11 protein-coding genes are annotated in these 15,718 nt (G+C 65.6%); 9 read left to right on the top strand and 2 right to left on the bottom strand.

Translation table 11 applies throughout. From position 1 onward, the window contains the following. The first annotated feature begins 163 nt into the window (after nt 1-163). Together HD883_RS24865 and folE2 are read left to right on the top strand one after the other, a co-directional pair. The gene (locus HD883_RS24865; protein WP_373563476.1) at nt 164-2,191 is read left to right on the top strand and encodes a putative bifunctional diguanylate cyclase/phosphodiesterase; all 2,028 of its coding nucleotides are present in this window, start codon (nt 164-166) and stop codon (nt 2,189-2,191) included. 182 nt (nt 2,192-2,373) lie between these two features. Further along, nucleotides 2,374-3,393 carry a GTP cyclohydrolase FolE2 gene (gene folE2 / locus HD883_RS24870; RefSeq protein WP_179590629.1) on the top strand — a complete coding sequence of 340 codons (1,020 nt, stop codon included), beginning with the start codon at nt 2,374-2,376 and terminating at the stop codon, nt 3,391-3,393. Between the two features lie 88 nt (nt 3,394-3,481). Here folE2 and HD883_RS24875 read toward each other — a convergent pair whose 3' ends face one another. Continuing rightward, nucleotides 3,482-4,513 (bottom strand): Lnb N-terminal periplasmic domain-containing protein, encoded by a 1,032-nt coding sequence (locus HD883_RS24875; protein WP_179590627.1) that lies wholly within the window; start codon nt 4,511-4,513, stop codon nt 3,482-3,484. Nucleotides 4,514-4,657: 144 nt separating this feature from the next. Then, a complete protein-coding gene (locus tag HD883_RS24880; protein ID WP_179590625.1) occupies nt 4,658-5,623 on the bottom strand; it encodes a TraB/GumN family protein in 966 nt (321 codons plus the stop codon). Between the two features lie 261 nt (nt 5,624-5,884). Between HD883_RS24880 and HD883_RS24885 the strand changes: the two genes are divergently transcribed. From HD883_RS24885 to HD883_RS24915, 7 genes are all read left to right on the top strand, one after another. After that, on the top strand, nt 5,885-6,775 hold the full coding sequence (locus HD883_RS24885) for a LysR family transcriptional regulator (protein WP_179590623.1): 891 nt from the start codon (nt 5,885-5,887) through the stop codon (nt 6,773-6,775). A gap of 291 nt (nt 6,776-7,066) precedes the next feature. Beyond that, nucleotides 7,067-8,221 (top strand): mandelate racemase/muconate lactonizing enzyme family protein, encoded by a 1,155-nt coding sequence (locus tag HD883_RS24890; RefSeq protein WP_179590622.1) that lies wholly within the window; start codon nt 7,067-7,069, stop codon nt 8,219-8,221. A gap of 242 nt (nt 8,222-8,463) precedes the next feature. Continuing rightward, complete coding sequence (locus tag HD883_RS24895) at nt 8,464-9,492, top strand: tripartite tricarboxylate transporter substrate-binding protein (RefSeq protein ID WP_179590620.1); 1,029 nt, start codon at nt 8,464-8,466, stop codon at nt 9,490-9,492. 328 nt (nt 9,493-9,820) lie between these two features. After that, nucleotides 9,821-10,090 carry an alpha-hydroxy-acid oxidizing protein gene (locus tag HD883_RS28060; RefSeq protein WP_218863688.1) on the top strand — a complete coding sequence of 90 codons (270 nt, stop codon included), beginning with the start codon at nt 9,821-9,823 and terminating at the stop codon, nt 10,088-10,090. A gap of 720 nt (nt 10,091-10,810) precedes the next feature. Next, nucleotides 10,811-11,563, top strand: coding sequence for a hypothetical protein (locus HD883_RS24905; RefSeq protein ID WP_179590618.1), 753 nt, complete (start codon nt 10,811-10,813; stop codon nt 11,561-11,563). A 70-nt stretch (nt 11,564-11,633) separates the two neighbouring features. Continuing rightward, nucleotides 11,634-12,386 (top strand): N-acyl amino acid synthase FeeM domain-containing protein, encoded by a 753-nt coding sequence (locus HD883_RS24910; RefSeq protein ID WP_179590616.1) that lies wholly within the window; start codon nt 11,634-11,636, stop codon nt 12,384-12,386. 161 nt (nt 12,387-12,547) lie between these two features. Then, complete coding sequence (locus HD883_RS24915; protein ID WP_179590614.1) at nt 12,548-15,496, top strand: putative bifunctional diguanylate cyclase/phosphodiesterase; 2,949 nt, start codon at nt 12,548-12,550, stop codon at nt 15,494-15,496. Nucleotides 15,497-15,718: the final 222 nt, after the last annotated feature.

Consider the following 15,718-nt stretch of genomic DNA (forward strand, 5'->3'; position numbering starts at 1 on the left):
CGCGCCAAAAACAACGCCAAAGCGCGCGGCAGCGCCGATTGCCGCTATAGTGCTGCCAGCCGCCGAACCGGCGCGGCACCCGCGGAAACGCCCCCCAACGACAACGATGCTCGAATCTACCTATAGCTACCCGCTCGTGCTGTTGTCGTTTCTGATAGCGACCGTGGCAGCTTTTACCTCCCTGGACCTGACCGGACGCATCGCCAGCCTTCCGCGCGCGTCCAACCGGACATTCTGGCTGGCCGGGGGCGCGGTGGCGCTGGGCCTGGGCATCTGGTCGATGCACTTCATCGGCATGCTGGCGTTTTCGCTGCCGATCCCGCTGGGCTACGACCTGGGCACCACCCTGTACAGCCTCGCCGTCGTCATCGGCGTGTCCTATCTCGCCTTGCACCAGGTCACCCAGCGCACGTTGACCCGTCCCCGGCTAGCCGCGGGCGCGGTCGTGGTCGGCTTGGGCATCTCGGGCATGCACTATATGGGCATGGCGGCGATGCAGATGTCGCCCGGCATCGATTACAGCCTGCCGCGCGTGCTGCTGTCGGTCGTGGTCGCGATCGTCGCGTCGTTCGTGGCGCTGCGCCTGGCCTTTGCCCTGCGCGCCGCCGACCCCCGCCGGCGCCTGCGCCAGCGTCTGGCCGCCGCCATGGTCATGGGCGCGGCGATCTGCAGCATGCACTACACCGGCATGTGGGCCGCCGAATTTCCGATCGGCGTGGTCTGCCTGGCCGCGGGCCAGATCGACATCCACTGGCTGGCCGCCACCATTCTTGCCGGCACCCTGGGCGTGCTGGGCGTCGCGCTGGTGTTGTCCGTGCTCGATTCCCGCCTGCAGGACCGCACCCTGCGCTTCAACGACACCCTGCGCAGCGCCAATGAAATGCTGCTGTATCAGGCCACGCACGACGAACTGACCGGCCTGCCCAATCGCGGCTTCCTGGCGGAACGGCTGGAACAGGCCATCCTGTTCGCCCGCAGCAACGACAAGCGGTTTGCGGTGTATTTCATCGACATCGATGGCTTCAAGGCCATCAACGATTCGCTTGGCCACAACGTGGGCGACGCGGTGCTGCGCGAACTGGCGGCCCGCCTGCGCCTCAAGCTGCGCCGCGAAGACGTGGTGGCGCGATTTGGCGGCGACGAATTCGTGGTCGTCGTGGAAAACCTGTCCACCGCCGCCATCGCCGGCGACCTGGCCGAAAAGCTGCTGGACTGCTTTCAGGAAGAATTCGACCTGATCGACACCCACATGACCGTGTCGCCTAGCATCGGCATCAGCGTGTTTCCGGAAGACGGCCAGACCAGCGACGTGCTGCTCAAGAACGCCGACGCCGCCATGTACGAAGTCAAGAACGCCGGCCGCAACGGCTACCGTTTCTTTGAAGCGGCCATGAACACCAGCACGCAGCGCGCCATGAACCTGCAGCGCAGCCTGCGGGGCGCCGTGGCCGGCAACCAGCTGCATATCCATTACCAGCCCAAATTCGACTGTGCGAGCGGCAAGCTGCTGGGCGCCGAAGCGCTGCTGCGCTGGACGCATCCGGAACTCGGCCCGATCGAACCCAGCGAATTCATTCCGATTGCCGAACGCTCAGGCAACATCACGCGCATCGGCCAATGGGTGATCAAGGCGGTCTGCCAGCAGATCCAGTTGTGGGACAGCGCCGGCCTGGCGCCGGTCAAGATCGCCATCAACCTGTCGCCGATCCAGCTGCGCTCGTCCACCCTGATCCGCGACGTGATCGACCTGACCCGCGAATACGGTGTGACGCCATCCCGCCTCATGTTCGAGATCACCGAATCGGTGGCCATGCAGAATGCCGAAGAAACCATGAAGGCCGTGCAGCGGCTGCAATTGGCTGGCTTTGAAATGGCGATCGACGATTTCGGTACCGGCTATTCCAGCCTGAGCTACCTGCAGCAGTTTGCCGTCCGCCAATTGAAGGTGGATCGCCTGTTCGTCAATGAACTGGATGTGAAGGGCTCCAAGAGCCGATCCATCGTGTCGGCCATCATTGGTCTGGCGCATGCGCTGGACATGGAAGTGGTGGCGGAAGGCGTGGAGACGGCCAGCCAGCTGGCGCTGTTGGCAGAGATGAAGTGCGACCAGGCGCAGGGTTTTCTGCTGGCGCGGCCCTTGGGCGTGGGGGACTTTTCGCGCCTGATGGGGATGGAGCCGGCGTTGGCGTGAGCGGTGGGCTTCGGGGCCAGGTATTGGAGCGAGGATGCGGGCGGCGGCCCGCATTTTTTATGGGCGGTGGGCGCGCGGAAGGTGCCGACGTGGCGCTCGTCGTTACCGGTATAATGCAACTCTATTGCATTAGCGCGCGTGCCGGTGAAGGCTGTTGGCCGCGCGATCCCAGGAAGCCAGCCATGCCCGACTCCGCCGTTAGCGGCCCGATTCCCGATCTGCGGTCCCGTTCCGCCATCCCTGGCACGAATTCTGATCCGCTGCCCGATACCTATTCCGATCCGCTCCCCGACGTCGCCCGTAACGATTTCCCGACACGGCTGACCCCGCTTTCCTGGGTCGGCATGGAAGGCATCGCGGTTCCCCTTCGTCTCGACGATCCGGCCTTTCCGGGAGCATTACTCGGCCACGTCGACGCCGCCGTGGATCTGCCCGACCCCCGCGTCAAGGGCATCCACATGTCGCGCCTGCATCGGCTGGTCACCGCCGCGTGCGAAGCGGGCGCGCTCACGTCCACCGTGCTGACGACGCTGCTGGCCGACATGGTCGACAGTCACCAGGATTGCGGGTCGACCGCGGCGCGCGTCACGTTCCGGTGCCGGGTGCTGCGCGCCCGGCCTGCGCTGGTCACCCCTGGCCTGAGCGGCTGGCAGGACTACCCCGTCACCCTGATCGCCGAACGTCAGGACGGCGTCACCACGCTCAGCCTGCGGACAGAAGTCGTGTATTCGTCCACCTGCCCGTGCTCGGCCGCCCTCGCGCGCCAGGCGGTGCGCGACGCGTTCGTGCAGCATTTCGACGGCGCTTCCCTGACGCTGGACACCGCCGCGGATTGGCTGTCCGCCAACGCCACGCTCGCCACGCCGCACAGCCAGCGCAGTGTGGCCGACGTGACGGTGGAGCGGCGCTGCGACGGGGCAGGGCAGTCAGGCCAGACCGGCCTGGCAATCAACGACTGGCTGGACCGCATCGAAGCCGCACTGGGCACCCCCGTGCAAACGGCCGTCAAACGCGCCGACGAACAAGCCTTTGCGCGCCTGAACGGCAGTCACCTGATGTACGTGGAAGATGCGGCCCGGGCAGTCGAAGCCGCCTGCCGGGACTATCCCGATGTGGTCAGCGCCCACGTGTCGGTGCGCCACCTGGAAAGCCTGCATCCGCACGATGCGGTGGCCACGGCAAGCTACCGCGCCGCGGCCTGATGACGTAGACGGCGGCATCCACTGCGTAGCTCGGCGCGGTCCATCAAGGCGCCCGGGGTGCACCAGTCCGGGCGCGCTATTCCCAGCCTCAGTTCCGAGGCTCCACCGCCGGATCCGCCCCCGGGATCCCCCTGCGGATCGCGATCGAAAAATCCGGATCCGCATCGGCCGCGCGCGCCCGGTCGGTAATGCGTCCGCGCTCCCGCAGCGTCTCCAGCGGATAGCCCTGCGTCAGGGCTCCCGCGTCATACACATAGCCATCCAGCATGCTGGACAGCAGCAGCCGGTAATCCATGGGCAAGCCGCCCACGATGCGCGCCATCATGTGATAGACGATGGTCGTGCAGTTGGCCGTGACCGTGTGATAGAAACGCGGCGTGTGCACCAGGGAATTGGCCTCGGCCACGTAAGCCAGGAACAGCGACCGCATCGTGTCCTTGGACACCTGCACCCGGAACAGGTGATCGTCTTCCTGCCTGACGTTGGTGCGCACCCGGATGATGTCGCGTTCATCCGCGGCCACCACGCTCATCTCGAACTCTTTGAAAAAGCCGCCGATGGCCGAAAAGCTTTCGTTCTTTTCCTTGCGGATCTCGACCGAGAACGTCAGGTAGCGGCCATCATCGAACCCGAATGACACCAGCGTGTGCGCAATGCCCGGCAAGCCCCACGACGACAGGATCATGTCCACCGACGCCAGCCGGTCCAGGTCGTAGTCGCGCCGTTCCCAGCGGGGGGTGTAATCGGTCTCGGTGCGCCAGTCGAAGTTGCGCACGTTCTGCAAGGTGACCAGGTTGCCGTTGATAGTGCCCGACGTCATGGACGCCACGTCGTCCGCCCATTGCCGATTGTTCGATGGCGTCAGGGTGTTCCACCAGATCGACAGCAGCACGAAAGCGACGGCGTAGGCGGCAAACCCCAGCCAGCTGCGTTCGCGCCACGCCAGCCCCAGCGCGGTCAACGCGATCAGCACCCAGGCAGCCACCAGCGCCGCCTTGACCGCGGGCGGGAAGGGCACCTGATACCAGAGCGCCATCGCGCCCCAGGCGGCCGACAGAAAGGTCGTGACTGACGCAAGCGCCAGCAGGCAGGTGGTCAGGAAAGTGCGGAGTCGGGACATGGGGAGCAATGAAGGGCGGCGTCGTCAGCAGTATAGGAGGCGGGGGCGGAATGCGGTCAGACCCCCGGGCAGTGCGACGTGGCGGATAGCTGGCTGCGCGATGACAGTCAGTCCCCGCATTCAGGCTCAGGCCGGTCTGCAGACTTATCGCACCGGCCGCAGCGGCACCCGCTCCACCAGGAAACCTTGTGCAGCCAGCAGCCGCAGCAGGCTGGCATCGCCCGTCATGTGCAAGGCGCCCACGGCGGCGAATACGCTGCGCCCCTTGCCGTGCAGGCCGGCAATGCCCTGGGCAAGCGCCGGGTTCCTGTCATCCAGCACGCGACGCATCATCGCGCGTTCCTCGGGCGTGTTCAGGCAGTCACACCACTGGGCGTAGCTGGCAAGGCCGGCCTGGTCGCCGCGGTCCCAGGCCGCGATCAGCCGTTCCAGCGTCGCGGTGTCTTTCCCTTCTTCCAGGCCATCCAGCGTCGCGGTCACTTCCTGCAGGTCGATGGTGCCGGGGTCACCGAACAAGGCGCGGATCTGCAGTTCCGGCGTTTCCAGCGACACCACCGGCGTGCCCGCCGTCCGCGCCAGCCGAGCCAACGTCAGGTCCACCCCATATTCCGCAAACAGACCCGCGCGCCGTGCCACCGTCAGTTGCGCGATCGTCGTCACCGCAAGCGGGTGCAGCGCCTGGATCAGCGCCGCGGGCAGGCAGCTGTCCTCCAACTGACGCGCGAGCCGGTTCGTCACGGCCGTCGGCAACGCGACACCTTTCGGCGCGGCCATCAGGGCGGCAACCCGCGCCTGCAGGTCGGGCGCCAGCGGGTCCATTTCCAGGGCAAGCACGGTGCTGCCCTTCAGGGCTTGCGCCACGATCGGCCCCGGCGTGGCCCACGCGGGCCGGCCGGCATGCACGGTGCCATACAGCCACGACGTGCTGCCATCGCGCGTCAGCTTCCACAACAGCCCACGATCCTTGCCGTCGGACCGCGCCGCCGCGGCAGTCACCTCGGCCGCCGTCAGCGGCGGAGGCGGGCACGGCGCCGCCATGGCCGACGTCGCGACAGCAAGGGCCAGCGTGGCCGCCAGGGCAAGGCACGCCGCCGGGCTGGCGCGGGACACGGCGTTGCTTAGGGCACCACGCAGCGCACCACGCACTGCACTGCGGATCACGGAACCAACGCTGGGGATGACGGGTTGCGGCACGAAAGATTTCCGACGGAATGAAGGCGTTGCCAGTCTACCCACCCGAACGTTCCGGGCAAACCCCGACCACCCCGACCACCCCCATCACCGTCTTTGCCGGACCCGCAAGAGCCCTCGCCCTGCTGCGCGCCGCGCTCCCCTGCTACAGTCGGAACAGACGCTTTTGCGGTGGACGCCATGACCGATTCGATCGACCTGACAACCTTGCGTGTGATCGCGGCCGCGGCCGACCTTGGCTCCATCAGCGCGGCCAGTGACCGCCTGAACCTGGCCGTGGCTGCGGCCAGCGTGCGTATCTCGGCGCTGGAAGACCACCTGGGCTTCCGGGTGTTCGAACGATCCTCGCGCGGCGTCCAACTGACCCCGGGCGGCCACTTGCTGGTGCAGCGCAGCCGGGAACTGCTGGCCGACGCCGACCGGCTGGCGCTCGACCTGCGCGACTACAGCCAGGGCTTTCAGGGCTACGTGCGCATCCTGGCCAACTCGTCGGCCATTCTTGAAGCCCTGCCGGGCAAGCTCGAACACGTCATGCGCAGCCATCCGCTGATCCGGGTCGATGTCGAAGAGCGCAGCAGCCCCGACATCCCCATGGCGGTGCTGGACGGCCGTGCCGACCTGGGGATTGTCGACATCGGCAACCCGCCGCAGGGGCTGGTGCTGCAAGACCTGTTCACCGACACGCTGGTGCTGGTCGTGCCGTCCGCGCACCCTCTGGCCGACCGCGATCGTATTGCCCTGATCGACGCCATGGACCAGGACTTCATTGCGCTGACCGATGGCACGGCCTTGTCGAACCGGGTCATGCTGGCCGCCCGGCAGGCCGGCCGCACCGTCCGCATCCGCATGCAGATGCGCGGCTTCGATGCCGTCTGCCGCATGGTGGCGGCCGGGCTGGGGGTGGGCGTGCTGCCGCTGGAGGCCGTCGGGCCGCAACTGGCCTGTCTGCCCATTACCGCCGTGCCGCTGTCCGACCCCTGGGCCATCCGCACGCATCGGCTGATCACCCGCAGCGCGCCGCCGCCGTCACCCGCGGCCCGGACCGTCATCACGACGCTGATGGCGGACTGACCACACGGCGGACCACCCACCCCTCTGCGGGCCTCCGACCCACCTGCGTGACAGCAATCCACCCCGCGGCCTACCGACCCACCCGCGGGTCTTCAACCGCTCTCCGCGCTACCAACCCATCCGCGCCCGCTTCACCTGCTTCACCTGCTTTCAAAGCAGACACGCTCCCGCCAACCCGCCACGCTTTCGCCGTTCGCGAAAGCCGCATTCTTCCCACGTGCTTGCCGCCCCGGCGCGCGGCTTCCTACACTGTTTCGATCGATGCCCGTCAGAGGCACCCCTGGAGACAGCATGAAGATTTCCCGCGTCAGCGCCACGCCGTTGAACCTGCCCGTATCGGTCACGATATCCGGCCGCACCAAGACCACGTCCCTGTCCGTCTGCCTGGTCGACATCGAGACTGACACGGGCCTGATCGGCACCGGCATGACCGCCATCACCGAAGAAGAAGTGATCGGTTCCATCGTCAACGACATTGCCGCCCATGCCCTGATCGGGGCCGACCCGCTGCGCCACGAGCGGCTATGGGAACGCCTGTACTGGCTGCTGACGCCGCGCGGCCAGTCCGGCTATGCCAGCCACGCCATCGCCGCCATCGACCTGGCCTTGTGGGACCTGAAAGGCAAGGCCCTGGGCCAACCCTGCTGGCGGCTGATGGGCGGCGCCCGTGCCGAGGTGCCGGTGTACGCCACCTTCGGCTTCGCCTTCTTTGATCGCGACGAACTGGCCGCGGCGGCGCGCAGCTGGGTGGACCGTGGCTTCACGCGGCTGAAGATGACGGTGGGTCATCATGGCCTGCAACGCCGCGACGAACCGCGCCCCCTAGACACCCTGATCACCGAAGACGTCGCCCGCATTCGCGCCGTGCGGGAAGCGGTGGGGCCTGATGTGCAACTCTATATCGACGCCAACTGCAGCCTGGACTACTTCCATGCGCATGCGCTGGCCAAGCGTGTCGAACCGTACGGCATCACTTTCTTTGAAGAACCCGTCTCGCAAAACGACATCCCGAACCTGGTGAAGCTGCGCCAGGCCACGTCGATTCCGCTGGCCGGCGGGCAGAACGAAGGGCTGGCCAGCCGCTTCCGCGACCTGCTGGTGGCGCAGGCCGTGGACGTCGTGCAGCCCAACGCCTGCATCAGTGGCGGCTATACGCAGTGCCTGCGCATCGCGGGCATGGCCGCCGCGTTCAACACGCGCTTTGCGAATGGCGGCGCCTGGCCGCATCACAACATGCACCTGCATGCGGGGCTGGCGAATGGGTCGCTGGTCGAATACCACTCGGTTGCGGTGGAATGCTGCAAACAGGTGTTCGATGATCTGCCCGAGCCCACGGCCGGCATGCTGACCTTGCCCGAGACCCCCGGGCTGGGCTTCACCCCGAACCGCGACCGGGTGAAGGAACTGGCGCGCCGTCCGGGCTCGCGCGGCGTGGGCAAGGCCTGATCGCCAGGACGGCCGGAATGCGTTCGCCCATGCCGGCCGTCCATGCTGGTCCGCCCATGCCGGCCGCCCATGCTGGCCCACCCATGCCGGCCAACCCATGCCGGCCCACCCACGCCGGCCAACCCACGCCGGCCAACCCACGCCGGCCCGCCCATGCCGGCAACGTACCCGCATGACATGTCATGTCATGACAAGAACAACACAACAAGAACAACACAACAAGACCAGGACAGGAGACACCCATGACCCTCAAGACGCGTCCCGCTCGCCGGGGCTTTCTTGCGCTCGCCGCCTGCTGCGCCGCGCTGGCTGCCACCGCGGCTGTCGCGCAGCCCCAAGCCGCCTCCGCCCCGGCCGGCAAATCGTCCGGCGCCGCGACGAGCTATCCCGAGCGCCCCATCCGCCTGTTGGTCGGCTATTCGGCAGGTGGCGGCCTGGACGCCATGGCCCGCCTGCTCGCGCCGCGCCTGTCGACGCAGCTTGGCCAGCAGGTCGTCGTTGAAAACCGCGCCGGCGCCGCCGGGGTGATTGCCGGCGATGCGACCGCCCGCGCCGCGCCCGACGGCTACACCATCATGCTCGGCGACAGCTCCCTGCTCATCGCGCAGTACCTGCAGCCGCACCTGACCTTCGACCCGGTCAAAAGCTTTACGCCGATCGCATCGGTGTTCACGTTGCCGCTGGTCATCGTCACGGGCAACCGCTTCCCGGCCAGGACGCCCGCCGAATTCGTGAGCGCGCTCAAAGCGGCGCCGGGCAAGTATTCGTTCGCCACGTCGGGGGTGGGCACCGTGCACCACCTGGCCTTTGAAATGCTCAAGGGCCAGACCGACACCGAGGTCACGCACATTCCGTATCGCGGCGCGGCCCAGATCGTGCCCGATGTCATCAGCGGCCAGGTGCCGATCGGCGTGGTCAGCGTGGCTGCTGCCATCAGCCAGGCCAAGGCAGGAAGCCTGCGCGCGGTGGCCATCATGAGTCCGGTCGCCATCGCGGGCGCCGACATCGCGCCGTTGGCCGATGCGCTGCCGGGCTTTGATGCCGCCCCGCGGCTGTTCCTGATCGCCCCCGCCGGCACGCCCGCCACGATCGTGGATCGCCTGAGCGAAGCCACCGGCACCGTCATGGCCGCGCCAGAGCTGGCCCAGGCTGCCGCGGTGCAAGGCGCCGTGCCGGCCTACCTGCCGGCGTCCGCCATGGTGAACGAGATCCCGCGCGAATCGGCCATGTGGGGCAAGGTCATCCGCGACCGCAAGATCTCGGCGGAGTAGGGCGCAGCATGCCTGTCATGACAAGTGTCCGGAGATGACGCCGCGGCAACCCATAACCTTTCGTTCTGGATCGCACTCTGCATGATGCATGGCTGCGCATTTATCAATTGATCAATGCGGCGCGGCCGCAACGTTGCGCCGGCAGGGGGCACCCGCCGCGCCGCAACGTCGGCACCATCATGGTCCACGCAAAAAGGATCGAGACCCTGTACACGCTGGCGGCCTGGACCGCCGAACCCTGCGACCCGCCGCGCCCCCTCCCGACTCCGCCTGACCCGGACTCAGGACGACGTCACGTGGAGCCGCAGCAAGCGGGCGGCAGCCGATCCTGAAAGCCATCGAGCCCATCAAGGACGCCCGGCTTGCGCCCGATCGGGGTGCAGACGCGCTGATCCTGTCGGATCACGGCGGCCGCCGGCGCCATAGCGCAGCGTCATCCATCGATGCATTGCCTGCGCTTATCGACGCTGCAGGTTCCTACATCAAAGCGGCCATGGACGCTGGCAGTCGCTCTGGCAAGGACGTACTAAACGCGGTGCAATCGGATGCGAAAGACGCCTACACACGTAAGAGCATGCTTTACGGCGTAGGGCGATAAGACAACGCGACCTGGTCCATCCACGGCACCTCTCCCAGCGCGAATCCGACCTGACCGCGGCCCGTTGCGGCTGCATCGGTATCACGCAAGCAGACCGTTCCATCGCCAGGCCGGTCCATCAGTATGAGGAGATCAACTGATGTTCTGACCCTGTCTGCATCCTTCATCTCATGACCCTATGCAGCGGTTTGCATGGGTCTGTCACTCGCGCTTTTTTGTAGGCGCAAACACCACAAACGTCTGGTCAAAACGCGACATGCGTGGTCGTCCAGTTGGATGATCGCCCGTATGGACGTCGCATCCATCCCCCGCCTCATCCCACGTACTCCCTCTCTCCTCCTCGTCATGCGAGTGCCTGCGCGTTGCATCGATCCGACGCATCACGCGTCATGGGATCACGCGCGTGTCGTCATCGTTGCTCGTCGCCCGGGAAGCACGTGATGCCGTCATCTGCGGGCAGCGATGCCTTGTGCGCGATGCACTTTCACGAAGCATGAAGACGCATCAAGTCGAAGGCCGCATGGAAGCCATGCGAAGGATTACACCCAGCCGCTCGTTTGTGTGAGTGCACTGAACTTCCATAACCGCGAGTGATGCATTGCGCGTCGCGACACTTTGCGCAGGAAAGGGACGGTGAATCTTCTACGTACTTATGCGACTCTGCCGTATCCGTTGCCAAACACGACGACGGCATCCCATCTCATCTCTGGAGTTCACACCATGAACCGCACACTCACCCTCTCGACGACCGCCCGCAACGACAGCGACGCCTTCCTGCCGCAGACTGAAGAACGACTCCCATTCACTATTCGTGTCGTCAAGGACGAAGGCGCTCTGGCCAAGGCCGTCCGCATCCGCCAGGCCGCCTATGGCCGTTACGTGCCCGAGCTTGCCAAGACCCTGGGCGCCCCCGAAAGCTATGACGCCGAACCGGGAGCAGTGGTCCTGCTGGCCGAATCCAAGATGGACGGCGAAGCCATTGGCACGATGCGTATCCAGACCAATGCCGTGAGCCGTCTTGGCGTTGAACGTTCGGTGCTGTTGCCTGACTGGTTGCAGCAGCAACGATTGTCAGAAGCAACGCGCCTTGGCGTGTCAGAAGGACGTGTCGGCCACGTTGCGAAGATCGCCTTGTTCAAGGCCTATTACCAGTACTGCCTCGAGACCGGCGTCGAGTGGATGATCACCGCCGCACGCTCGCCGCTGGACCGCCAGTACGAAGCACTGATGTTCCAGGACGTGTTCCCGGGCCAGGGCTTCATCCCCATGCTCCACATCGGCAACATCCCCCATCGCGTGATGGCCTTCGACGTCGCATCGGCACGCAAGCGTTGGGAGCAGGGCGGTCATCGCCTGTTCGATTTCATGGTCCGCACGCACCACCCCGACATCGACATCCGCGATCACGGCGGCCGCCTTGCCGACGACCAGGTCACGACGCGCGAAGCCCGTCCGGTGCACATCGCCGCGTGATCGCCGCAAGTCTCGCAACATCCCTTTCGCAATCCATTACCTCCATCACTTCATTCCAAGGAATTCCATCATGACGACCACTTTCATCGCCGCTACCACTGCCCGCAACGACGCCGCTGCTTTCCTGCCGCAGACTGAAGAACGACTCCCGTTCACTATTCGTGTGGTCAAGGACGAAGGCGCTTTGGCCAAGGCCGTCCGCATCCGCCAGGCCGCTTATGGCCGTCACGTGCCCGAGCTCGCCAAGACCCTGGGCGAACCGGAATCCTATGATCGCGAACCTGGCGCGGTCGTGCTGCTGGCCGAATCCAAGCTCGATGGCGAGGCCGTCGGCACCATGCGCATCCAGACCAACCTGCGCGCCCGCCTGGGTGTCGAACGTTCGGTGCTGCTGCCTGATTGGTTGCAACAGCAACGACTTGCCGAAGCCACGCGCCTGGGTGTCTCCGAACGCAAGATTGGCCACGTCGCCAAGATCGCCCTGTTCAAGGCCTACTACCAGTATTGCGTCGAGACCAATGTGGATTGGATGATCACGGCCGCCCGTTCGCCATTGGATCGCGGCTATGAAGCGCTTATGTTCCAGGACGTGTTCCCGGGCCAGGGCTTCATCCCCATGCTGCACATTGGCAACATTGCGCACCGTGTCATGGCGTTCGACGTTGCCGCCGCGCGCACCCGTTGGGAACAGAGCGGTCACCGTCTGTTCGACTACATGATCCGCACGCACCACCCCGACATCGACATCCGCGGCTACGAGTTCGACCGCGCCGATCAGGAAGTGGTGGCATTGGATGAGCGTGCTGTGCATATCGCGGCGTAATCGCCGCGTTTCTTACCACGCCTTCCGATCAAGTTGTAACCATCGACCCGTGTGGAACACGGGCCGATGGCTTTTGTCGCCCTCCACCTTCTGCCCGTCGTATCATGCGTTGGCACTAACACGTAGACCTAGCGTCGGGTCAACCCATGGGGGCGAGTGGTATGGAATGGATCAGGCAGGCTTGCCGGAGCGTCGACAAGTTGTTTCGCAACTTCTCGTACTATCTGCTGCCCGTTGCGATTGCCCTGTTCTCGGTCTATTTCCTGGTTTTCCTGCCCAGCATTTACGACACCCGTGGCGAGACATCGCTGCCTTTCCGGGTGGTCGAAGCCACGTCCGGCGACTACACCCCCGCCAGCGCGCGCGCCGCGTTGCAAGGTCAGGCCGATGTGCTGACCGCCACCACCCAGCTTTCCGAGCATCCGTTCTGGCTCGCCGTGCGGCTGCCGCAGGCCTCCCGAACCAAAGACACCTTCCTGGACTTTCCGTCGCGCCATACGCAGGCGCTGTCCTGCTGGAATGCCGACACCCTGGCGCCGCTTGGCCAGACCGACCGCCAGTCCGTCAGCGGCGCGATCCAGCCCGTCCGGGCCGGCTACGCCTTTTCGATCGACCGCATTCCCGACGTACGCGAGATGCTGTGCCGCGTCGTCAGTTCCGGCCCGGCGCGCCTGTCATTCTCGATCTGGCCGCGCGACCAGTTGGCCAATTCGTCGCGCGCCTTTGCGCATGGCATCGGCCTGCTCGAAGGCGGTCTGCTGACGCTGGCCATCTTCACGATCGTCACTGCGCTGATCAACCGCGAGTCCCGCTATGTGCTGTTCGCCGTCTGGCTGATCGGCAATCTGCGGCTGGGCGCGCTGTCCATGGGGTGGGACACGCAGTGGCTGAGCCGCGTCATCGACAACGACTGGATGCCCGTCATCCGGATGCTGACGATGGCGTTCTATTACGTCGTCACCTATACGCTTTTCACGCAGTTCTTCGAACGCGAATTGCGGGTGATCGGCTACCGCTGGCTGATGCGCGCTGTCCAGATGCTGGGCATCGTGCTGCTCGTGCTGGCTGTGACCTTGCCTTATTCGATGTTCCTGCCGGCCCTGTGGGCGGTGACCGGTTTCGGCGCGGCGTCACTTGTATTCTTCCTGGCCCGCATCCTGGTCATTACCCGGTCCCGGATCGCCTGGTGGTATAGCGCCACCCTGGTCTTCACGCTGTTCGCGACCTTTTCGGAAGTCATCGCCGCCGCGTTCGATTTCAAGGCGCTGCTCGAGTCCTTCAATAGCGTCACCGCCGCCCTGGGCGCCAGCCTGATGGCGGGCTTCGCGTTCGCGGAACAGATGCGCGAAGAAAAACACGAGCGGATGCAGGCCCAGGCCGAGCTGGACCGCACCTACCAGGTCACGCCGGTCGGCCTGTTCACGCTGGACCCCGACGGGTCCTTCGTCCGGGTCAACCCGGCGCTGCGGCAACAATTGGGACTGGAACAGGATTCGCTGCCCGCCAAGCCGTGGGCGGACTACTTTGCCCCCGGGGCGTGGGACGCCCTGCAGGGCCTGGCCGCCCACCCCAAGGGAGGCGAACTGGAAGTCTCCGGCGTGGCCGCCACCGGAGCCGACGACACGGGAGCCGACCCCCGCTGGTACCTGGTGCGCGCGGCGCATGCCGGCGACCGCATCGAAGGGTCGCTGCAGGACATTACCGAGCGCGTGAAGTACACCGAACGCCTGCAATTTCTCGCCAACAACGATTCACTGACCGGCGTGCTCAACCGCCGGGGTGTCGAAGAGATCCTGAACAGCGCGATCATCAATTTTTCTGACGATCATGCGCTGTCGATCGCCTACCTGGACCTGGACCGGTTCAAGCTGATCAACGATCTGTACGGCCACCAGGCGGGCGATGAAGTCCTCAAGCAGGTCTGCGCCCGCGTCGACAACGTGCTGGAAGCCGGCCACTTCCTGGGGCGTGTTGGCGGTGATGAATTCATCGTGATCTTCCATGACACCGACACCGCGCGCGCCCACGAACTGTGCCTGCGCGTCGTCAAAGACATTTCCACGCGGCCCTACCAGCTGCGCAACCGCGCCTTCCAGGTCAAGATTTCCATCGGCCTGGTCGAAGCCACCGCCGGCATGGACGCCAAGGACCTGATCTCGGCCGCCGACCGCGCCTGCCGCGAAGCCAAACGCGGCGCGCACGGCCACGTCGTCGTCTACAAGAAGTACGCCCGCGAATTCCTGGACCGCGCCGAAGAACTGCGCCTGATCGAAGAACTGGGCAGCACCTTTTCGCCGGTCGGCTTCTTTCTGGAAATGCAGCCGATCATGGCGCTCAAGGATCCGGGCAACTCGCTGAACTTCGAAGTGCTGCTGCGCATGCTGGATTCCCACGGCGAGCGCCTGCCGCCGACCAAGATCGTAGCGGCTGCCGAGGCCAACGGCAACATTGCGGAACTGGACAAGTGGGTGCTCAGCACGACGCTGCAGTGGCTGCGCACCAACGTGACGCGGCTGCTGCGGACCAAGTTCGTGTGCGTGAACGTCAGCGGCGCGTCGCTCAATGACGAGGCCTTCATTGAAGACGTCTTTGCCCTGCTCGAGCGCTACCAGGACGTCGCGCCCATGCTCTGCATCGAAATCACCGAAAGCGTCGCGCTGCACGACCTGGAAAATTCCCGCCGCTTTATCGAGCGTCTGCGGCAGTGGGGCGTGCGGATTGCGCTGGACGACTTCGGCGCCGGCTACACGTCCTTCTCGTACCTGAAGGACCTGTCGGCCGACGCCCTGAAGATCGACGGGTCGTTCGTGCGCGGCATGCACCGCCACCCGGCCAACCTGGCCATCGTGGAGGCGATTGTCGAACTCGCCCACAACCTGGGCATGCGCAGCATCGCCGAATGGGCCGAAGACTTCGAGACGGTCGAAGCCCTGGCCGAAATGGGGGTCGACTACGTGCAGGGCTTTATCGTTGCCGAACCCCAGTCACCCGCCGCCTTGCTCGACGCCGAATCCTGCCTGAGCTTCGTCACGGACTACCGCCTGTTGCGGTTCTTCCAGGAACGGGAGCGGGGAGGGGAGATGACCACCAGCATGAGCGACTACCACTGAAGCGACTGCCCCGGGGCATCATCGCCCAGCGGCAGCGATCTCGGAGACGGGCCATCAACCGACCCATTTCTCCACTTCGATCGCCGGCACGCGCGAGAATTCGGACACGTTGTTCGTCACCAGTACCATGCCTTCGCTGCGGGCTGGCTGCCGCGTTCGCTCATGAAATCGTCGCTGACCATGGGCCCGCCCTGGAAAAAACTGTCCCAGGCCAAGCCGCCC

Origin of the sequence: Pigmentiphaga litoralis (assembly GCF_013408655.1) — a bacterium.
Lineage (GTDB): Bacteria > Pseudomonadota > Gammaproteobacteria > Burkholderiales > Burkholderiaceae_B > Pigmentiphaga > Pigmentiphaga litoralis_A.